Below are 21,244 nucleotides of genomic sequence, written 5' to 3' on the forward strand. Positions count from 1 at the left end.
CATACTAAGCAAGAGGATAAATGAAGGAAAATGTAAGAAGCACAGACTTTCTCAAGCAGTCAGACTATGAAAAGGAGTATAAAAAATATCGTGGGATAGCCAAGGTAATGAAGCAGTTGGAAGAAGATTACGAAGTAGCGATTCCTGCTGGAGAAAACAGCTGTTTAGCCAGCCTGTTTGTGATTTATCCAGCAGGAGAAAATACTGGTATTAGAGAAGCTGTTAAGAAATGCGATATAAATTCTCACGAGAAGCAACACACTTGTCCTTTGGAAAAATGTGAACGTTGAAAAAAGAAAAAATTCCGGAGACTGTCAATGAAATGTTTTGGAAAACGTGATACACTCATTTTAGAAAGTGAGGGGATTTGATGATTCGTTTTGCAAAAAAAGAAGACGGAGCAGCAATTGCTCCACTCATTCTTGTTATTTTAAAGGATATGGAGCTGCCTATCTTGGATGCGGCTTCAGAAGAAACAATTTTAGCAATACTTGAAGAAGCTATTGCAGATCCGGTCTATCGATATGGATATACGCGTGGTCTGGTGTACGAACAGAATGGAGAAGTTGCCGGTATTGCATTTGGTTATCCGGCCGAAGATGAACCAGTTATTGATAAACCGCTGGCTCAAATATTGAAAAAATTTGGTTTTAATGAGAATACTCAACTTTTTGTAGATGTGGAAACCTTGCCGGGTGAATGGTATTTGGATACAATTTCTGTCAGTGAAAAATACCGCGGTTTCGGAATTGGTTCAAAATTGCTGGAAGCACTGCCCAAGATGGCTGAACAAAACGGTAAAAAGATTATTGGTCTCAGTGTGGACAAAATGAATCCTAAAGCAAAGAGGCTATATGAGCGTAAAGGGTTCAAAGTAGTTGAAGAGAGAATGATCAGCGGACATCTCTATGATCATATGCAAAAAAGAATTGATTGAAATTTCATTTTAAAAGTAAAGAGGTTGTACCAAACACTCATGAGTGTTTGGTACAACCTCTTTACTTTTCTTAACAAGCACCATCTTCCCAGTCAATCATCATCTGTCTGTTTCTGCTGCTGCATTTCTTCTTGTTATACAGCCAGTAATCCAGCACTGCAGCAATACAAATACATAAGGGAGCATCCTCATCATTTTCCACTTCCAGACAAAAATAATTTCCGGAAAACAGTGTTGCTTTGCTCATTTCCATAATCTTGTGATTATTATGATGAATCGTATAGTAATGATTTCGGATATCACCGATCACCGTCCAGCGAAGCTGGTTAATATAATAAAAATCAGTTGAAAGGTTTAATATTTTTTTTAACGTGCCGACTTTTTCAAAGCCTTTATAGATATCGAAACGAGTACCGAAAAAAAGAGAAAGCTGTTTGATGCTGGCAACCAGTTCACCATTCATGGCATAAAGAGAAAGAGCATCTCCGCGAGTTCCCCAACGTCCCACCAGCAAAAATAAAGATTTTCCATTTTCGTCTTTCACAAGAGTCCGAGTCACATTACTTAATTGTTTTTCCTGAATAAAATATTCAGACACGAAGCTCCACCTCTTTTCAGATTCATCGACAAGTGTTACAAGTCTTCACGAATCGCCTGTAAAATTGCCTCTCCGACTCCATTTTCCAAATTTGTTGATGTAGTATATTTTGCGTAGTCTTTCACTTCAACTTCAGCATTACCCATTGCAAAACTGACACCCGCCCATTGAAGCATACTGACATCATTAAAGTTGTCTCCAATGGCCATAACTTCTTCGGCGTCAATACCATGCTTTTTAGCAATATTGGCAACAGCGATTCCTTTTTGTGCATTTTTATGATTCACTTCAATATTATTCTGCGCGGAGGAAGTAATGACAATATCCGGCAGCTTTTCAATTTTTAGACCGACAGGACCTAAAACTTTTGGTCCTTCAATACTAAAGCCAATAATCTTCAGAACCTGAATGTCTTCTTTTTTAATCGCTTCACGGATACTGTCTACATAAGTAATTTCCAATAAAGACAGGTGAGCTGCTGCCATGGCAATTGCTACTTTATAGGTAAGATGAGGCATTGTATCGGCGATGTGAGCCGCAAAATTCTCAATTCTTTTTTCCTGTCTTTCAGAAATAATTCCTTCATTTGTTGAAATTTCATAATAAATCTCTGTTTGGTCCAGTAAGTCAAGGATTTCATAGACCGTATCTTTTTCAATCCCGGAAGTAAAAATTGATCTTCCTGTTTTATCAAAAACTTGAGCACCATTTAAAGTGATCATTGCACACTCGATTCCGGCATCATCCAATGGAGGTTTTGCCTCTGCGTAGGCCCGGCCTGTTGCGACCATAAATTCGATTCCCTGACGAGCTGCTTCCCGAATAGCAGAAGCATTGTCTTCTGAAATAGCCATTCTTGAATCTAATAGTGTCCCATCCATATCTGATGCAATCAACTTAATCATAAATTATTTCCACCTCATTATTCATTTTACTTATGTATAGTTTACCATGTTTTCGATTTTACCGTTATAATAAAATTCCCTTGAATGTTGGAAAAAAGTCAGATATGCTTAATAGGTAAAGGAATAACGCTATTCTCAGCTTTATATATATTTTTTGAAAATCGATTAAAAAAATGAACGGTGTGCTGAGAAAAAACAAACAGGGAGTGACATCAGATGAAGACAATTATTCATAACAGCTGGCAGGAGATGCTGGAAGATGAATTTAATCAGCCTTATTACAGCGAACTGAGAGAGTTTTTGAAAACAGAATATGCTTCTCAGGTAATTTATCCGGATATGTATCACATTTATTCAGCATTGGAACTAACCCCTTATGAAGAGGTTAAAGTCGTTATTCTGGGACAGGACCCCTATCATGGACCGAATCAAGCTCATGGATTGAGTTTTTCCGTTCAACCTGGAATTAAAACACCGCCCTCTCTTGTAAATATCTATAAAGAGCTTCAGGATGATTTAGGATATACACCTGCTAGCCATGGGTTTCTGGAAAGTTGGGCGAAGCAGGGCGTTCTACTGTTGAATACTGTGTTGACTGTACGGGCCGGACAAGCCTACTCACACCGCGGACAGGGCTGGGAGAAGTTGACGGATGCAGTCATCCAGAAACTGAATGAGCGGGAAAAACCAATTGTGTTTATCTTATGGGGAAAGCCGGCACAGGAAAAATCACGAATGATAGATACCAGTAAGCATGTGATTATTACAGCACCGCACCCAAGTCCCTTATCAGCTCATCGCGGGTTCTTTGGTTCAAAGCCGTTTTCGAAGACAAATGATGCCTTACTAGCTCTGGGGGAAGAGCCAATTAACTGGCAGCTTCCTGAAACAGTGTCTTAAAACAGCGAGTAACTGTTATAGTATAGAATTCCTAGGTTTGTGAAAATGTTATCAGAATAGGAGTTTTCCATTAGTACAGCAAGAAAAAACTGTTATTTTCTTTCATTATGGTGTATGATTAATTCTGTAAAAATAATATTGGAGGGTATATCGTGGAATTATTCGATAACTTAAAATTTAAAATTGTTCGTAGGAATATCAAAATCGTCTTTCCGGAAGCGACTGATTCACGTATTTTAGGAGCAGCTGCTAGATTGAAAGCGGAAGAATTAATGGAACCGATTTTGATTGGCAATCCGGAAGAAATTGTTGAAGCTGCTCATGCCCGCGGGATTAAAACATCCAATTTCACAATTATTGATCCTGATACTTATGATAAATGGGATGAGATGGTAGAGGTATTTGTTGAGCGTCGTAAAGGAAAAGTCAGTAAGGAAGATGCTGAAAAGATTCTGAAAGATGTGAATTATTTTGGTACAATGCTGACATATATGGGACTGGCTGACGGAATGGTCAGTGGAGCTATTCATTCAACGGGAGATACTGTACGTCCGGCACTGCAAATCATTAAAACAAAACCAGGCATCAGCCGTACAAGTGGTGCAATGATTATGGTTCGCGGTCGTGATCAGGAAAAATATATTTTTGCTGACTGCGCCATCAATGTGAACCCTACAGCACAGGAACTGGCTGAAATTGCTGTAGACAGTGCAAGAACAGCTGAATTATTTGATATTGAACCAAAAGTTGCCATGATGAGCTTTTCAACTAAAGGCTCTGCGAAATCTCCAGAAGTTGACAAAGTGGTGGAAGCAACTAAAATTGCCCAGCAGATGGCTCCTGAATATGAAATTGATGGGGAATTACAGTTTGATGCATCTTATGTAGCTTCTGTTGCACAATTAAAAGCACCAAATTCAAATGTTGCTGGAAAAGCAACAGTGTTTGTATTCCCGGAAATACAATCTGGAAATATCGGGTATAAAATTGCTCAACGTTTGGGTAATTTTGAAGCGATTGGTCCAATTTTACAAGGGTTGAATAAACCTGTATCAGATTTATCCCGTGGGGCTAATGAAGAAGACATTTATAAATTGTCTATTATTACAGCTGCTCAAGCATTAATGGATAAATAAAATCTGAGCTAAAAAAGTTTCTATTACGTTTGAAAGTAAGAGATAAATACTTCTCTCAGGTAGTTAAAAGAGGTTGTGACAAAGCTTCTCCATGCGACGAGAAATCGCAGGAGCACATGCACGAACTTAATTGCGACGAGTAACCGCAGGAGTAGAAGTGTTCTCCTTCAAGAATCAAGTAGGTATCATGCATCATCTACTCTGACAGGTCAATCGTAATAATTTATGACACCAAGTCGGAATATACGAAAATTGTCAAGAGACTGGGACATAACTTAAAAAGTTATATTCCAGTCTCTTAAAATCCAGATAAACGGTGGGAGCAGAAGCAACTCCTTCGGAAATAAGCTGAAATTCTCTAAAATTTGTGGTGCAATTTTCGTGAATGCCTTCTTATTTCTCGGAGTTAAACACTTCTGTCACAACCTCTTGATACCTCCCTGAAGCTGCTTATATTTTCAGTAACGTTCTTCCTTATTTCCGAGATGTTGCCTGCGATTACTCGGCACAGATTAGGACCGACAAGTGCTGGTTCTACTTTACCACTTCTGCTTATATTCGTACTTTAGCAGAATGGTACGCGTAGTTTCGATAAGTATTCCTTGAATGAAACTAGCTCATTTGATGTAGTAGAACTGTATGCGTAGCAGAGTGTAGAAGAGCTGCTGTCTCTACGAGTCTAACGATTCTCAAGACAAAACATTACGCTGTATCCGTTTTTCTGCGTCTTCGGTTCTCACTATACTACACTACACTTCGTTTCGATCTCATCAATTTCTAAACGGCAAAGCTACTAAGAATTGAAGGACTTCGTTCCGTCCTCGAAGCATAGAGAGAGGATTCGGAACACCGTTTATTTGGTTTTAGGAATCTCAGACATACTTATGTCACATTCCCTTTTTAGAAATTAAAGGGATTATACTTATTGGAGTGGATAGAAAGTTATTCAGGATAAGCTGTGACTCTTTTATTATCAAAAGCCGGTCTAAAAAGTTTGGTAAATCAAAAAAGAGGTATTTATTTTACTAATTTGATTTTTTTATTTATCCGGTAGTGAACTAAGTTTGCTTGAGAGAGTTGAATTTTTACCTGATTAACAGCTTTTTATAGCGGGTTAAACGGATCAATTCATTCCAAGAATGATTTATTAGAATTTTCTTTTTTTATGAGGGATATTGCTGTTCCTGTTTAAAATATGGTAGTAGAATAAATGTGTCTTTTACTTGGGTATCTGCTGCAGACAACAGAATTTATCCGGGAATATCAGCGAATACTGCTTTTTTGAGATTCAAAAACAATTGTCGTGTATTTTGAAAACTGGGGAAGTATATAGAGTCAGTTGCTTTTTAAGGGAACTCCTACTATATTTAATAACAAAATAGTCGAGTAGATTGCTGATAAAAAGATGGGAGTACTTAAACAACCTAGTTTGAGCTCCAAAAGTGAATAGCTATAAGAAAAAACACGGAAACAATTTTTTGCTTCGGTGTTTTTTTGGTTTCCGGAGACAGGAACCAGCAGTTCAGTAGGAATTAGTGAAAATATTTCTAAATGGCAAATGAAATACTGTTTATTCAGAAGCTTTATGTATGCTATACTCTCAAAAAGGGGCGATTCATATGAAAACAATTGGACTTATCGGTGGGATGAGCTGGGAGAGCACTGTCAGTTATTATCAGCAGATTAATGAGATAGTAAAAAAAGAAGCTGGAAGTCTCCATTCTGCAGAATGTCTGCTTTACAGTGTAGATTTTGCTGAAATTGAACAGTATCAAAGCCAGGGAAATTGGAAAAAAAGCGGAGAAGTATTAACTGGAATTGCTGTTAAACTGGAACAGGCAGGAGCTGATTTTATTGTAATTTGTACGAATACAATGCACAAAGTTGCCCCAGAAATACAGGCAGCACTTTCTATTCCAATTCTTCATATTGCTGAAGAAACGGCTGAGCATCTGAATAAACAAAATATCTGTAAGGTTGGGCTTCTTGGAACCAGATACACAATGCAGGAAGATTTTTATAAAAATAAATTAATAGATTTTGGAATAGATGTTTTGATTCCGGAAGAGCAGGATATGGACAAAATCAATCAAATTATTTTTGAAGAGCTTTGTCTGGGAATAATTTCTGAAAAATCAAAAAAGATTTATCTGGAGATTATTGCCAAATTGAATAGTGCCGGAGCAGAAGGTGTTATTCTTGGCTGTACAGAAATAGGTTTGCTGGTAAAGTCTGAGGATATGGATGTACCGCTATTTGATACCGCAAAGATTCATGCGGAAAGTGCAGCATTGTATGCGTTGAACTGACACTGTATGTAGTTGCTATGGGGAGTAATAAGCCCTTTTGCATTATCAAGTTAAAGAAGAACAATGGGAGGGTGATTATATGGAAATTATAGTGGACAGCAGTCAGGAAACAGAAGAGCTGGCAAAAACAATTGGCAGGGCTGCAAACGCCGGGGATATTATTATTTTATCTGGTGATCTGGGTGCAGGTAAAACAACACTGACTAAAGGAATTGCTTTGGGGTTGGGTATTACTCAAATGATCAAAAGTCCTACCTATACGATTGTACGAGAATATCTCAATGGGCGTCTACCTCTTTATCATATGGATGTTTATCGGGTAGAGAGCGGAATAGAAGACCTTGCTCTTGATGAATATTTTGAAGGCTCTGGACTGAGTGTCGTAGAATGGGGAGAAATGTTAAAAGAAGAATTACCGAATGAGTATTTGAGGATTCAAATAAATAAAGACTCTGCAAAAGAAGAAAAACGGATGATTTTGATTGATGGGATTGGTTGTAATGGTCAAGCTTTTCTAAGCAGAATCAGTGAAAGTGCGGGAAAGAATTTATGGATAAAGAACAAATAGAGATTACGGTGAGAGAAGCTGTGCCTGATGATGCTGAGCAGCTGGTGGATGTGTTGGGAAGAGTCGGTCGGGAAACAGCTTTTCTGGTAATGGACGGGAACGGTCCAGCAGTTACTGTTGAGGAAATGGCGCATAACTTGGAGGATCTATATGAATCACCTAATAATATACTAATGGTTGCGCTGTTAGGAGATCAGATTGTGGGAACTGCTTCAGTGAGCGCTTCTGATAAGAAAAGGGTGGAACATATTGGTGAAATCGGTATCAGTATTTTAAAAGATTACTGGGGATTTGGTTTAGGCAGTCTGATGATGGAAGAGCTGATTATCTGGGCGAAAGAAGGCGGCATTATTCGACGACTGGAATTGACAGTTCAACATCGAAATATTCGTGCTGTCCAATTATATGAAAAAAAGGGTTTTATAACTGAGACCATTATGCCTCGAGGCGCAAAGACAGATGACGGAGAATTTTTGGATGTTCACTTAATGGCTCTTCTGGTTGACTAAGAGATCAAATAGAATAAATATCTAAATAATAAAAAAATGAGATTTTCGAGGGTTATTGTTTGCTTTTTCATTTTATTGATAGTATTATAATGACACAACAACTAACAACCCTTTTTATTTTTCATTTAACTCCTTGCTCATCCTTATTTTATAAGGATGAGTATTTTTTTATTTTTTTTAAAATAAACTATAAAAAAATTGTAATAACCTATTATTTTCTCAAACGATTGATATAGGGAAGCTTCTCCAGTTCCAAAGCATCCGTTGTTAACTTTAAGTATGAAATCAATTATATTTATGTTATTATTAAGTAAACTAAAAATGAAGCGGCTAATTGAAAAGGGAGATGAGGGAATGGAAGACAAGCAAAAAATCACTGAATTGCTGAAATTGAAGCAGGAAGAAGATTTTGTAGCAACACAACATTATAAAGTGGCACGAAGCAAGAAGGAGATAGCTGACATTCAGAAAAGTTATGGGGATCAGTTCTCTCATTCAGATCAGCTGTTTGAGCAATTGACAAAGATGTTTCAAAACAGCAGATCAAAGCGGGTGTTTGATGAATTATTTATAGAAGCAAAAAATGAGCAGGAATGTCTTTGCAGGAGGACTGAAGCTGAAAAAGAGATATTAGATGTTAAAGGAGAAGAGCTGGAAGCTCGTGAAAATCAGCTATATTATGAGATAAGTCGCTTATCTGCTGAATTAGAGGCAGAATACGGGGAATAAATAAAAAAACAGAATGTAAAAATCCTGACTGTTATAGCAGAAAGGATTTTTACACTCTGTTTTTATTTTGATATATTCTTTCTAAGTTGAGAATGACAAGCAATTGAAAAGCAGGAAATGAATAGAATGAACGATAGATAGAACAATTCGAACATGAAGCCCCCTCAGAGAAGCTTCTTCTGATGAAAATCCTGATGTAACCGCCAATAGAATTTTATAGGCAATTTCTTGTGCCACTTTTCATTCTTCAAAATACCCCTGGAAGGTTTACCTGATTCTTGGGAAGGAAGTACACAAGATATATAGAAAAAGTATTGAGCAGTTATTCCAGAACGGGTTTATGGAATAAATTTGATTTTGAAAGGATTACAGATATGGAAGGGCAAATACATACTTATTTTGAAAGTGTTCCTGCCTTAATGACTTATAACCAGGTCTAGTAAAGGTATAAGGAGAAAGAAGCTTTTGAAGCAGCCTGGGCAGCTGCCTCATTATTAATACAGAACATTCAGCTTTTAACTTGGGAAAGAGGTATAGATATAGCCTGGCGGACAACTAAAAATTTCTTTGACAGCGAGCTTCGCTTAAGCTTTGGAATTCCTTCTGATGAGCAAATAGTTGGTAGTTTTCAGCTGACCAAAGCTCTTGGAAAAACAACCAAAACGAGACGAAGAAAAGCATTATCAGAGTGAGTTCAGCTGTGGTCATTATGAGAAAATATAAGGAGCTGGCAATAGGTCGTCAAAGGGTCTTTGGCTTATAAAGATAATTATTAATAAAATGTATTCTCTGTTTTCATCTGGCAGAGGATGCATTTTTAGATAACCAAATAAACTGCTTAGTTCAAGCTATTCCTATTATATCCTTCGTGAGGATTAATCAGCCGACTTAATCAAGGCCTGTTTAAGATCCTGAATCAGGTCTTCAATAGCTTCAATTCCGATGGACAATCGAAGTAAATCGTCCGTTAAGCCATAAGATTCCCGCAATTCTTTAGGAATATCAGCATGGGTCTGTGTGCTTGGATAAGTAACAAGGCTTTCAACACCTCCGAGACTTTCTGCAAAGGTAAAAATGCTCAGTGCTTTTAAGAATGCGGGAATCTGTGTTGCGTTCTGCAGCTTCAAACTGATCATGCTTCCTTTTTCTGGGTAAAATACTTCTTTAATGAGCGGCGTCTGGCGTAAAAATCGGACGAGTGTTTGGGCATTTCTTTCCTGTTGCCTAATGCGAAGGGACAAGGTTTTTAATCCGCGAATCAGCAGCCATGAATCAAAAGGAGACAGGACGGCGCCCGTTGTGTTTAAAGCGAATGCTAATTTCTCTCCTAATTTATCTGAGTTTGTTATTACAGCCCCAGCAAGCAGATCATTGTGTCCTCCGAGAAATTTGGTAGCAGAGTGAACAACAAGATCTGCACCAAGACGCAGCGGCTTTTGCAGAATCGGTGTTAAAAAGGTGTTATCAACAATCAGCAGGGTATGATTGGCTTTTGTCAGTTCAGAGACTTCAGTTATAGACAGCTCTGACATCAATGGATTCGTTGGGGTTTCAATAAAAACAGCGGCAATGTCTGAACTGATTGCTGCGTGAAGTTCGGCAATAGAATTGAAATAAGTAAACTGATATTGGCCGTTTTCTTCCAGCGAATGAAAGTATCGATAGCTTCCGCCATAGAGATCTCTGGAAACCAAAAAATGACTGTTGCAGGGGAACAATTCAAAGACAAGCTGAATGGCACTCATTCCTGAACTTGTGGCAAATCCATAACGGCCCTGTTCCAATTCAGCCAAGGCCGTTTCTAAAACTTGACGGGTTGGGTTGGCGGTTCGTGTGTAATCAAAGCCGGTGCTTTGACCAAGCTCGGGATGGGCGTATGTTGTAGAGAGATAGATTGGTGTACTGACTGCACCAGTCTGTTTATCCGTATGATTGCCAATTTGAGCCAATTTTGTAGCTTCCTTCCAATCCTTTTTTTCAATAGTTTTCTTCATAAGCTTCCTCCTCAATTGTATTAAATCCATAATCCCGGATATGTTTTTTTAGTGTATCCAAATAGCGCTGTCCCAGCAGAGACAAGTGGCTGCGCCGGCTTCTAATCCAGCCGATTTCAATACGTTCAGGAACATCCAGTGGAATAGCAACAATGCTGTCATCATTTAATTCACGACTGATAATTCCGGAGCTGAATGTGTATCCATTAAGCCCAATCATCAAATTGAAAATAGTTGCCCGATCACTTACTTTAATATGCTTTTTACAGGTACGTGTACTTAAAATTTCTTCGGCAAAATAAAAGGAGTTGCTGTTGCCCTGCTCAAAAGAGAGATAGGGAAGCTCTGACAATTCTTCAAGAGTAACCTTGTTCTTGTGAGCCAGCGGATTATCTTTACTGATAAAAATATGCGGTGCAGCATAAAATAAAGAAGAAAAGGCTAAATTTTTTTCTTCAAACAGCTTTTCAAGTACCTGTCGGTTAAAATTATTTAAAAAGAGGATACCAATCTCGCTGCGGAAGCCTGCAACATCTTCGAGGATATTCTTTGTCTCCGTCTCTCTCAAACTGAATTGATAGCTGTCATCTTCATATGTTTGAATAAACTCCACAAATGCATGAACAGAAAAAGCATAATGCTGAGAAGAAATTGATAGTCGAGAAGCTTGTTTTTCGGAATGCTTGTATCTCTTTTCCAGAAGATCTACCTGATCGATGATCTGTCTGGCATAAGATAAAAATTCCCGCCCTTCTTCAGTTAATGCAACTCCGAGCTTGCTTCGATGAAGAAGACAGATGTTCATTTCATTTTCCAGCTCCTTGATGGCATTAGATAAAGCAGGCTGTGATAAAAATAGACTTTTCGCCGCTTCATTAATAGATCCGATTTCCGCTACTTTTTCAAGATACTCCAACTGCTGTATACGCATATGTCTGCTCCTTTCATTAATTGGTAAAAAAAAACGCCCTTTTTCTGTATAAGAAAAAGGACGAATAATTTCGTGATACCACCTTTGTTTGTTACTGCTTCACAGTCAGCAACCTTAGCCAGTACGAGTTCATAAAAAACTGATACTGCGTTGCGATATCGGGCACCTCCGTCAGCAGTTCATAAATCCACTCACTGCTGAATGCTCAAAGACCATCTTCCAAATGATTGCCAATGCTCCTTCTCACCACTGGGAGCTCTCTGTATAAGGTTCTCTAAATGTACTCTTCTTTTCTACGCATTAACTATTGGTTTCTACTATAGCCAAAACTTATCTTCCTGTCAAATGATTTATCCATTGAATTCTCATTTTTTTCTTATAATTAAAATCTATTACAGGTTATAAATTTTAACAGTTAGTCAGGATACAGACGGCTGTGATAAAGTGTTCCCCATAACTATTGAGGAGGCGTATCTATGAAAACAACGGTTGTGGGATTTCCAAGAATTGGAGAAAATCGTGAATTGAAAGCAGCGACAGAAAATTATTTCCGTGGAGACAGCACACAAGAAGAGTTATTAGAAAAGGGCAGACAATTAAGAAAGACGCACTGGCAGCTTTTGAGGAATACAGGAATCTCATACATTCCAAGTAATGATTTTTCTTTTTATGATACAGTGTTGGATACTGCTGTTTTGTTGAATATTATTCCGAAGCGATTTTTGGAGCTGAAGCTTTCTCCTTTAGATACTTATTTCGCTTTGGCGAGAGGGTATCAGGCAGCAGCAGGTGATGTGACTGCATTGCCGATGAAAAAATGGTTTAACACCAATTATCATTATCTGACACCTGAATTTGAGCAGGACACCGAAGTCCGAGTTGTCGGAACCAAGATTTTTGATGAATATCTGGAAGCAAAGGAACTGGGAATTGAAACCAGACCTGTTATTTTAGGACCGTTTACTTTGATTCAGCTTGCTGATTTTACAACAACAGAAAAGGCAAAGCATATTCCGGCACTGATTTCTGCATATAAAGAGATTATCTTAAAGCTGAACAGTTTAGGTGCGCACTGGCTGCAACTGGATGAGCCTGCTCTGGTAAAAGATTTGTCAAATGAAGATCGTGACTTGTTTTTAGCAATTTACGAGTCGTTCACCAAAGAACCAAGAGAAATCAAACTGCTGCTGCAGACTTATTTTGGCGATGTCCGAGATGTTTATGCTGATTTGTTGACACTTGATGTAGACGGTATCGGACTGGATTTTGTTGAAGGGAAACAGACAGAAGAATTCGTTCGGTCGTTCGGCTTTCCTCAGAATAAAGTGTTATTTGCCGGTATTATAAATGGGAAAAATATCTGGCGGAATGATTATCAAAAGACTGTTGCGTTACTAAACGGCTTGCCAAAAGAGCAGGTTATTTTATCGACCTCCTGTTCATTGCTTCATGTGCCGTTTTCTATCGAGCAGGAAGAATTTCCTGAAGAAGTCTCTCAGCATTTTTCTTTTGCAAAGGAGAAGCTGAAGGAATTGTCACAGCTGTCTCAAATTGTCAGCCAATCAACAGGAAGAGTAACCGAAAATCAGCAGCTTTTTCAAAAAGAACGAGTTCAGAAAAATGAGGCTCTGGCTGATAAGCTGGCAGCTTTAACTGAGCAGGATTTTCATCGTCAAATATCTTATGAGGAGAGAGCTCAGACTCAGAAAATTGAGCTGAATCTTCCGTTGCTGCCGACTACAACCATAGGCTCTTTCCCTCAGACTCGTGATGTGAAAGCCGCTCGGGCAAGATTCAAAAGAGGGGAACTTGATCAGCTATCCTATAAGAGCTTTTTGCGGAAAAAGATTGCTGACTGTATCGAATTTCAGGAAGATATTGATCTGGATGTACTGGTGCATGGAGAGTTTGAGCGGAATGACATGGTTGAATATTTTGGTGAAAATTTGGAAGGCTTCCTGTTTTCAAAAAATGCCTGGGTTCAGTCTTATGGCACACGTTGTGTGAAGCCGCCGATTATCTGGGGAGATGTTTCAAGAAAACAGGCAATTACCGTTGAATGGTCTGCCTATGCTCAGGGGCTGACTGCCAAACCAGTGAAGGGCATGTTGACGGGACCGGTAACGATTCTAAACTGGTCATTTCCGCGTGAGGATATATCACTGAAAGACAGCACTCTTCAAATTGCTTTGGCTATTCAGGAAGAAGTGTTGGATCTGGAAGCAAATGGCATCAAAATTATCCAGATTGATGAAGCTGCATTACGGGAAAAACTCCCATTACGAAAGAGTGACTGGTATAAAGAATATCTGGACTGGGCCATTCCTGCATTTCGACTGGTTCACAGCAAAGTAGCTCCGCATACACAGATTCATACGCATATGTGCTACAGCGAGTTTGCGGATATATTACCTGCGATTGATCAAATGGATGCAGATGTTATTTCTTTTGAAGCCTCTCGTTCAAATTTGGCTTTGCTGGATGAGTTGAAATCTCAAAAGTTCCAGACAGCGGTGGGACCCGGTGTGTACGATATTCATTCGCCAAGAGTTCCTTCTGTTGCTGAGCTGACTGCGACAATTGAAGAACTGCTGAAAAAGATTTCGGCAGAAAAATTGTGGATCAATCCTGATTGCGGATTAAAAACACGCGGTGAAAAAGAAACAGTTAAAAGCCTGGCAAATCTAACTAAAGCTGCTATTCAGACAAGGGAGGCGCTTGTTTATGAACCAGTCAGAGAATGAAAGTCCCAGACTTTCTTTTGAAGTCTTTCCTCCAGGTTCACAGGCAACATTTGACAGCTTGTATAGATCATTACATCAGATGGAGGACCTGCGTCCTGATTTTATCAGTGTGACCTGCAGCAACAAGCTGCTTTCCTTAAAAGACACGACCGTTAAAATTGCGGAACACATTCAGAGCCATCACGAAGTTCCGAGTATTGTTCATTTAAGTGCGGCTTATTTGAGTAAAACAAACGTTGACGAGGTTTTGGAATTGCTTCATCAAAAAGGAATTCAAAATATTTTGGCGTTAAGAGGGGACCTCTATCCGGAGGTTCCCCGCAGCAAAGAGTTTCTTTATGCAGCTGACCTAATTTCTTATATCAAGGAATGGGACCCAGAATTTTCTGTTACCGCTGCCTGTTATCCCGAAGGACATCCTGAGTCGGCAAATACGCTGGAGGATATTTATCATCTGAGAGAAAAGGTTAATGCCGGAGCAGACCAGCTGATTACGCAACTGTTTTTTGATAATGAACGCTTTTATCATTTTCAGGAAAAATGCTGCCTTGCAGGGATTCAAGTACCGATATTGGCTGGGATCATGCCGATTGTCAACAAAAAGCAGGCAGAACGTATTATTCGTACGGCGGAGGTTCAGCTGCCTAAGAAATTTCTCGCTATCCTGGATAAGTATGCAGATAATCCGGTGGCATTGCGGGCTGCAGGACTGGCTTATGCTATTGATCAGATTGTTGATTTAGTTACTCAGGGAGTTTCCGGTGTCCATTTATATACGATGAATCAATCAGATATTGCCAGAAGTATCTATCATGCGACTCACTCGCTGTTTCAACGAAGAACGGAAAGCTCTGTATCTAATAAACAAAAACACGCTTGAAACCAACGTTTCAAGCGTGTTTATAACATCACAAATAAATAGTGGATAAAACAAATATTGAGCTTAGATGAAGCTCAAAAAAGAAATGAGGATGTAATTGACAATTATATTGATGGAAATATAGAAAATAATTTCTCAGACCTGTTAGTAAATGCTAGTGAAGAGTATAATTATTTATTAATAGCAAAGCGAAACATTGCTTGGTTAGATACTCTTGAAAAAGAATTAAATGAAACAGCTCCGATTTTTATAGCTGTTGGAGCAGGAGATTTGTATGGAGAAAATGGATTAATCTCTCTTTTGGAACAAACAGGTTATCTTTTAGATAAAGTGGTATAGTATGAATAGAAAATTATTTGGTTATGTGAAGAAAGCACTTGGTCGATTGGATCATAATATTTGAATATAAACTTTTTAGGAAAGGAGTTAGTCAAATTATGGAAAAGAACGTTCTTAGGGAAAAGTGGCAGCATTATAATCAGAAAAGTACGATTAATTTTAGCAGTATAGAAGATAAGGGAGTCGAACAATATCCTGTGATTTGCTTTGAACCAAAGGAAACCATTATCATGCGTGGCGATTTTCCAGAATATGTCTACTTTATTCTTAGTGGAATTGTCGTTGGTGCTCGAAACTATGAAGATGGGAACGAATATGATTATTTCCAATTAGAAAAAAGTAATGGAAGCGTGGGCTTACTCGAAATTTTGGCTCAAAAAGAGGAAACTATCGCAACGATTACTTGCTTGACCAAAGTAGAGGCGGTTCGAGTTCCTTCCTCGGTTGTTTATGAATGGGTGATGGAGGACATAGAATTGTTACAGTTGAGTGCAGGGCTCTTAGCAAAAGATTTATATGATCGTTCGGGGAATGATGGCTTACTTTATCGTTTTGAAGGAGTGAACCGATTGCGTTATTTTCTTGTCTCTTATTATGAGGAAAAACGAAATAGTGAAGTTAAGTTAGTCGAAGTACAAGAAAGTCGTGAAAAAATTGGTAACAAATTAGGAATGAGTGTACGCACAGTAGGACGTTCATTAAAAAATCTACGCGAGAATCATGAGATTATAAGCGAGCAACGGAAAATATATATTGGTGTTGAGGAATATCACCGACTCAAAGAGCAATTGCAATATTTTTAAAAATGAATTCATTGATTTTTATCACGAAGGGACATGTGACCTTTCGTGATTTTTTATTTCTGATTATACTGATGATGAAATTAAGAAAGCTCTTACATTTGTGTGAGAAAAAAATTGAAAGTGGGAAAAGATATGAAGCGAGGAATAAGATATGACTTTGGTTTACAGGCATTAATGCTGATTCCAGTTGGCGTTTCTTTAAATGTTGTCGGATATCAGCTGTGTACAATTTTGAAATTCCCAGTCTTTATTGATCAGATTGGTACGTATTTAGTATCGATGGTGGCCGGTCCTTGGGTAGGGCTAGTAACAGGGTTTTTAGGAAATGTTGTCAATGGGATGTTGAATCCAGTAGCGATTCCGTACGGGATTGTCTCAATAAGCATTGGCCTATTTGCAGGATACTTCTCAAGATTTAATTTTTTTAAGAATATTTTTGGCATACTGATTGCTTGCGCTGTACTGACTATCGTTTCAGCTGGTTCGGCAGCTATAGTAACGGTCTTTATGTTTGGTGGAATTACAGGAGCAGGCACAGATTTAGTTACAGCCGCATTTTTGGCAGCAGGTCAACAATTATGGGATTCTGTATTTTCTACCAATATATTGACTGGAACAATCAATACTATTTTAAATTTCTTTATCAGTTATTTAGTGGTTAAACGAATCCCTCCACGATTTTTAATTAAGTTAAATTATGGGCTTCCATATATTAAAAAGGAGGCGTTGAAGCATGGATAGTATAGTTGGAAAATGGCATCCTTCGACTAAATTAATGATTGTTTTAACTGTAATAATTGTTAGTATGTTTTCAACGTTACCAACTGTTCAATATGTGCTTTTTGGAGTCGCGTTGGTTTTAAGCCTGTTTTCAGGAACAATAACTAACTTTTTTAATACTTTCTTTAAATCAGTTTTTGTAATTGTTTTATTTATTTTCTTAGTTCAAGTGTTCATCGTTAAAAATGAGGATAGTCAATCGCTATGGTGGTTTATTGGATATTCTCAGATGGGAATGGATACAAGTGTTGGACTAACTTCTCGAATTGTGGCGATTAGCTCGATTATTATCTGGTTCTTTCAAGTAACTAGCGTCAAAGATATTGTTGCCGCTTTAGAAAAAGCCCGCATTTCTAAGAAAGTAACTTTTGTGATTGCAGCAACCATTCAATTGATCCCACAGATGTCAAAATTGTCGCAAACTATAACAGATGCACAGAGGGCAAGAGGAATTGAAACGGAAGGTTCTGTGTTTATACGTATGAAAGCTTTTGTGCCTATGATGGGTCCACTAGTGTTAACATCCATTCAACAAACGGATGAACGCGTACTAACTTTAGAGGCAAGAGGGTTTTCAGCACCAATGAAAAAGACAACGTACTATTCTATCAAAAAAACACCATCGGATTATTTGATTGTCATATTTTGTTTAGCTGCGTTGATTGTGTATTTTGTGGGGGGACCATTATGAGTTTAATCGAATTGAAAAATGTGACGTATAAATATCCGTTAGATGTTGAACCAGTAATTAAAGATGTATCGCTATCATTTGAAAAAGGCAAGGTGTACGGACTTATCGGAAATAACCAAGCAGGGAAAACAACGCTTTGTAATATTATTCGTGGCTTTATTCCTACTTTGTTCTTTGGTGAGTTAACAGGTGAAGTGACTTATAAAGAGAAATCTGTTCAAGAATACAATGTAGGCGCATTAGCTGCTGAGATTGGGTACTCTTCGCAAAATCCATTTACTCAAATTTCTGGGGTTAAGGATACTGTAGAAGAAGAGATTGCTTATGGTATGGAAAACATTGGGATTGCACCGGAGATTATGAAAGTTAAAGTACAAGAATTGTTGGAACTGTTTACTCTAGAAATACTTAAAGAAAAAAATCCGTATGAGTTATCTGGCGGTCAAAAACAACGTGTTGCATTGGCTTCTGTTGTGGCTTTAGATCCTGAAGTCATCATTTTGGATGAGCCGACTTCTCAACTTGATCCTCAGAGTACGGAGGAAGTCTTTCAAATTATTTCGATGTTAAAAGATCAAGGTAAGACAATTATCGTGGTGGAGCATAAGGTGGATTTACTGGCGGAATATTGTGATGCAATCATTTTGTTGGAGAATGGACATGTGGTGAAGAGTGGCGAAACTCACCAGCTGCTGAACGACAGAACGATATTGCAGCATGGGGGTTCTTTGCCACAAGTAGCATTGTTCTTTTTGGAGCAGCTAGGGTATGATACACAAATACCAATTACAATGGACGAAGCAATTGTAAAATTAAAGGAGGTCGCTTCAAAATGAGTTTCTTAAAATTAAGTGAAGTTAGTTATAGCTACCCAAATGGTTTTGAAGCAACTCAAAAGGTTTCAATGGAGTTTCAACTAGGTGAAGCTGTTGCAATTATTGGTCAAAATGGTGCCGGAAAAACGACCACAGTTAAGCTGATGAATGGCTTGTTACGGCCAACGAAAGGGGAAGTCTTGATTGATGGGAAATCAACGAATGTCTTTACTGCAGCTCAAATGTCGAAGCATGTGGGTTATGTTTTTCAAAATCCCGATGACCAAATCTTTCAAGAGACTATCGAAAAGGAGATTGCTTTTGGTCCTAAAAGTCAAAAATTAGCTGTTTCGGTTATCAAAAAGAAAGTTAAGGAGGCCGCTGAGACATGTGGATTGACGGAGGTCTTAAATGAGCATCCTTATAATTTGTCTTACTCTAAGAGAAAGTTTATTACAATTGCTGCAATCATAGCGATGGATCCAGAGGTTATTGTTTTGGATGAACCAACAGCAGGGCAAGATAGAGAATCCACTGAGCTTTTGGGCAGAATTATTAAAGAATTATCTGCTAAAAATAAAGCTGTCATAACGATTACTCATGATATGGAGTTCGTAGTAAAAGAGTTTCAGCGTGTATTAGTTTTTGCAGATAAACAATTACGCAAAGAAGGAACACCTAGAGAAGTATTTTGGGATGAAAGTCTATTGACTTTGAGTGGACTAAAGCAGCCTTATATTTGTCAATTAGCCAAAGCGTTAGAATTTAAGAATATTTTGACGATGGAAGAACTAGGAAAGAAGGTACTTGGACATGAAAAAAATTCTGATTGATTGCGATCCTGGTCATGATGATGCGCTTGCGATTATAATGGCATTGGCTAATGCTGAAAAATTAAAGGTCTTAGGCATAACAACGATTGGTGGAAATCAGACTTTAGCCAAGGTGACAAAGAATGCGCGAAATATCTTACATTTTCTGCACTCAGAAATCCCATTAGCAGCAGGACAAGAAGGGCCGTTGGTAAAGTCATTGAAGACGGCACCTGAAGCTCATGGCGAAAGTGGAATGGAAGGACCTTATTTTGAAGGAGCAGAGTATCCTGTAAGTCAGATGAATGGTGTAGAGTTTCTTTATCGAAAAATACTGCAGGCAGAAGGGAAAGTGACGATTGCGGCTTTAGGTCCGTTAACTAATATAGCTTTACTTCTTAAAAGCCATCCAGAGGTTCTTCCGTTGATAGAAGAGATTGTGTTGATGGGTGGGGGAATCAGTCATGGCAATCAAACTCCGTTAGCTGAATTTAATATTTATGTTGATCCTGAAGCAGCTGAGATTGTTTTTCAAAGTGGCTTACAAATCGTTATGGCGGGGTTAGATGTAACAGAAAAAGCAGTCATTACCGTAGCTGAAATTGATCAGTTACACGGTCGAGGGCGTGTCAATCAACTGGCTTATGAACTTTTGTCATTTTATAATACCTCTGGCCGTCAATTTGGGTTTATTGACTCACCTCTTCATGATTTATGTACAATTGCGTATTTATTGATGCCTGAAATTTTTACGGGTACAGCTGCTGATATCCATGTAATTACAGATGATTCGCTAGCTAGAGGGTTGACTTATGGTGATTTTAGACGTGCTTTTGATTTACCAAAGAATACCCTTGTTTTACAGGAAGTTGACCGAGAAAAATTTGTAAAACTGTTGATGGACGCATTAGATAGATTGGATGCATAGGAGGAAAGTAAATGAAGAAAATTCTTGTAATCGGCTCAATGTCTGTTGATTTAACGATTGAAACAAATCGTATGCCAGAACAAGGTGAAACGATAAAAGCTGATTTTCTCGAACTATTTTGTGGTGGGAAAGGAGCAAACCAAGCTGTCTCAATTGCTCGTTTAGGTGGGGCAGTGGACATTCTTGGCTGTGTCGGTCAAGATGCCCATGGTGAAATGGTAGTGGAAAATATGAGAGAAAATCAAGTGGATACAGAGATGATTAGTATGAGTTCTTCGGCTTTAACGGGAACTGCTCACATATTTTTAATTAATCATGACAATCGTATTGTTGTAGTTCCCGGAGCAAATAATGAGGTAACGCCTGAATTTGTTGAAGAGAAATTAACCAAGCCGCTTTCTGCTTACGGAATGGTTATTCTACAAAATGAGATTCCGAATGAGACGATTCATTTTATTGTGAAGCATTGCAAAGAAGAGGATGTCCCTATTTTATATAACCCAGCCCCAGCTGATAAAACAGCGAGAGCTTTGATGGATGACTTAACCTTTTTAACACCTAATGAGAATGAGTGTAAACAAATCTTTCCTCAATTGACTATAACAGAAGCTGTTGAGAAATTTCCGAATCAGTTGGTGGTGACACTAGGCTCTGAGGGCGTTATCTTTCATGATGGACAAACAATTCGTCAGATTCCAGCGTATAAGGTTAAGGCAATAGATACAACGGGTGCTGGAGACACCTTCAATGGCGCTTTTGCGCTAGAAATAATTCGCAGAAAATCAATTGCAGAAGCTATTCAACTGGCTAATAAAGCGGCAGCTATTTCAGTAACCAAAAAAGGCGCACAGGGTGGAATGCCAACCGAAAAAGAGATGAAACAATTTGATTAAGAAATAAAAACAAAAAGCAGAGCTGTGGGAAAGGGCGGGAGGA

22 protein-coding genes, 1 pseudogene and 1 other annotated feature are annotated in these 21,244 nt (G+C 38.4%); of the genes and pseudogenes, 19 read left to right on the forward strand and 4 right to left on the reverse strand.

The window, feature by feature from the left end; translation table 11 throughout:
* Window positions 1-20: 20 nt before the first annotated feature.
* Together IW492_RS00880 and IW492_RS00885 are read left to right on the forward strand one after the other, a co-directional pair.
* Entirely contained in the window at window positions 21-290 is a 270-nt protein-coding gene (locus IW492_RS00880; RefSeq protein ID WP_202064227.1) for a hypothetical protein, read from the forward strand.
* A gap of 80 nt (window positions 291-370) precedes the next feature.
* A complete protein-coding gene (locus tag IW492_RS00885; protein WP_202064229.1) occupies window positions 371-937 on the forward strand; it encodes a GNAT family N-acetyltransferase in 567 nt (188 codons plus the stop codon).
* 70 nt (window positions 938-1,007) lie between these two features.
* Here IW492_RS00885 and IW492_RS00890 read toward each other — a convergent pair whose 3' ends face one another.
* Complete coding sequence (locus IW492_RS00890; protein ID WP_202064235.1) at window positions 1,008-1,535, reverse strand: LURP-one-related/scramblase family protein; 528 nt, start codon at window positions 1,533-1,535, stop codon at window positions 1,008-1,010.
* A gap of 35 nt (window positions 1,536-1,570) precedes the next feature.
* A complete protein-coding gene (locus IW492_RS00895; RefSeq protein WP_202064236.1) occupies window positions 1,571-2,440 on the reverse strand; it encodes a Cof-type HAD-IIB family hydrolase in 870 nt (289 codons plus the stop codon).
* A 216-nt stretch (window positions 2,441-2,656) separates the two neighbouring features.
* Here IW492_RS00895 and IW492_RS00900 point away from each other — a divergent pair, with 216 nt between their 5' ends.
* From IW492_RS00900 to IW492_RS18570, 7 genes and pseudogenes are all read left to right on the forward strand, one after another.
* Window positions 2,657-3,340, forward strand: coding sequence for a uracil-DNA glycosylase (locus IW492_RS00900; protein ID WP_202064238.1), 684 nt, complete (start codon window positions 2,657-2,659; stop codon window positions 3,338-3,340).
* A 152-nt stretch (window positions 3,341-3,492) separates the two neighbouring features.
* A complete protein-coding gene (pta, locus tag IW492_RS00905; RefSeq protein ID WP_202064239.1) occupies window positions 3,493-4,476 on the forward strand; it encodes a phosphate acetyltransferase in 984 nt (327 codons plus the stop codon).
* Window positions 4,477-6,095: 1,619 nt separating this feature from the next.
* The gene (locus IW492_RS00910) at window positions 6,096-6,785 is read left to right on the forward strand and encodes an aspartate/glutamate racemase family protein (RefSeq protein WP_202064241.1); all 690 of its coding nucleotides are present in this window, start codon (window positions 6,096-6,098) and stop codon (window positions 6,783-6,785) included.
* Between the two features lie 79 nt (window positions 6,786-6,864).
* Entirely contained in the window at window positions 6,865-7,353 is a 489-nt protein-coding gene (gene tsaE, locus IW492_RS00915) for a tRNA (adenosine(37)-N6)-threonylcarbamoyltransferase complex ATPase subunit type 1 TsaE (RefSeq protein WP_202064244.1), read from the forward strand.
* Complete coding sequence (locus IW492_RS00920; protein ID WP_202064246.1) at window positions 7,335-7,862, forward strand: GNAT family N-acetyltransferase; 528 nt, start codon at window positions 7,335-7,337, stop codon at window positions 7,860-7,862. Before tsaE ends, IW492_RS00920 begins: the two co-directional genes overlap by 19 nt.
* Window positions 7,863-8,216: 354 nt before the next feature.
* A complete protein-coding gene (locus IW492_RS00925) occupies window positions 8,217-8,591 on the forward strand; it encodes a DUF3958 family protein (RefSeq protein ID WP_202064248.1) in 375 nt (124 codons plus the stop codon).
* Between the two features lie 458 nt (window positions 8,592-9,049).
* Window positions 9,050-9,283, forward strand: a pseudogene (locus IW492_RS18570) (hypothetical protein); the annotation flags it as partial.
* 183 nt (window positions 9,284-9,466) lie between these two features.
* Here the strand turns inward: IW492_RS18570 and IW492_RS00935 are convergent.
* Together IW492_RS00935 and IW492_RS00940 are read right to left on the reverse strand one after the other, a co-directional pair.
* A complete protein-coding gene (locus IW492_RS00935) occupies window positions 9,467-10,585 on the reverse strand; it encodes a PLP-dependent transferase (RefSeq protein WP_202064250.1) in 1,119 nt (372 codons plus the stop codon).
* Entirely contained in the window at window positions 10,569-11,516 is a 948-nt protein-coding gene (locus IW492_RS00940) for a LysR family transcriptional regulator (protein ID WP_202064251.1), read from the reverse strand. The genes IW492_RS00935 and IW492_RS00940 overlap by 17 nt, the downstream gene beginning before the upstream one ends.
* Window positions 11,517-11,569: 53 nt before the next feature.
* Window positions 11,570-11,821, reverse strand: a binding site (T-box leader).
* A 171-nt stretch (window positions 11,822-11,992) separates the two neighbouring features.
* Between IW492_RS00940 and metE the strand changes: the two genes are divergently transcribed.
* The 10 genes from metE (at window position 11,993) to rbsK (ending at window position 21,201) form a co-directional block, all read left to right on the forward strand.
* The gene (gene metE / locus IW492_RS00945; RefSeq protein WP_202064252.1) at window positions 11,993-14,260 is read left to right on the forward strand and encodes a 5-methyltetrahydropteroyltriglutamate--homocysteine S-methyltransferase; all 2,268 of its coding nucleotides are present in this window, start codon (window positions 11,993-11,995) and stop codon (window positions 14,258-14,260) included.
* Window positions 14,241-15,140 (forward strand): methylenetetrahydrofolate reductase [NAD(P)H], encoded by a 900-nt coding sequence (gene metF / locus IW492_RS00950; RefSeq protein WP_202064253.1) that lies wholly within the window; start codon window positions 14,241-14,243, stop codon window positions 15,138-15,140. Before metE ends, metF begins: the two co-directional genes overlap by 20 nt.
* A 57-nt stretch (window positions 15,141-15,197) precedes the next feature.
* Entirely contained in the window at window positions 15,198-15,479 is a 282-nt protein-coding gene (locus IW492_RS00955; protein ID WP_202064254.1) for a TraB/GumN family protein, read from the forward strand.
* Between the two features lie 98 nt (window positions 15,480-15,577).
* Window positions 15,578-16,282: a Crp/Fnr family transcriptional regulator gene (locus tag IW492_RS00960; RefSeq protein WP_202064255.1), complete on the forward strand. Its 705-nt coding sequence runs from the start codon at window positions 15,578-15,580 to the stop codon at window positions 16,280-16,282.
* A gap of 132 nt (window positions 16,283-16,414) precedes the next feature.
* Window positions 16,415-17,023, forward strand: a complete 609-nt coding sequence (locus tag IW492_RS00965; protein ID WP_202064260.1) for an ECF transporter S component — start codon at window positions 16,415-16,417, stop codon at window positions 17,021-17,023.
* Complete coding sequence (locus IW492_RS00970; protein ID WP_202064262.1) at window positions 17,016-17,753, forward strand: energy-coupling factor transporter transmembrane component T; 738 nt, start codon at window positions 17,016-17,018, stop codon at window positions 17,751-17,753. Before IW492_RS00965 ends, IW492_RS00970 begins: the two co-directional genes overlap by 8 nt.
* Entirely contained in the window at window positions 17,750-18,589 is an 840-nt protein-coding gene (locus IW492_RS00975) for an energy-coupling factor ABC transporter ATP-binding protein (RefSeq protein ID WP_202064264.1), read from the forward strand. The genes IW492_RS00970 and IW492_RS00975 overlap by 4 nt, the downstream gene beginning before the upstream one ends.
* Window positions 18,586-19,401 (forward strand): energy-coupling factor ABC transporter ATP-binding protein, encoded by an 816-nt coding sequence (locus IW492_RS00980; RefSeq protein ID WP_202064266.1) that lies wholly within the window; start codon window positions 18,586-18,588, stop codon window positions 19,399-19,401. Before IW492_RS00975 ends, IW492_RS00980 begins: the two co-directional genes overlap by 4 nt.
* Window positions 19,382-20,308, forward strand: coding sequence for a nucleoside hydrolase (locus IW492_RS00985; protein WP_202064267.1), 927 nt, complete (start codon window positions 19,382-19,384; stop codon window positions 20,306-20,308). Before IW492_RS00980 ends, IW492_RS00985 begins: the two co-directional genes overlap by 20 nt.
* Before the next feature lie 11 nt (window positions 20,309-20,319).
* Window positions 20,320-21,201 carry a ribokinase gene (rbsK, locus tag IW492_RS00990; protein ID WP_202064268.1) on the forward strand — a complete coding sequence of 294 codons (882 nt, stop codon included), beginning with the start codon at window positions 20,320-20,322 and terminating at the stop codon, window positions 21,199-21,201.
* The last annotated feature ends 43 nt before the right edge of the window (window positions 21,202-21,244 follow it).

The organism is Enterococcus sp. BWB1-3 (assembly GCF_016745275.1).
Lineage (GTDB): Bacteria > Bacillota > Bacilli > Lactobacillales > Enterococcaceae > Enterococcus_L.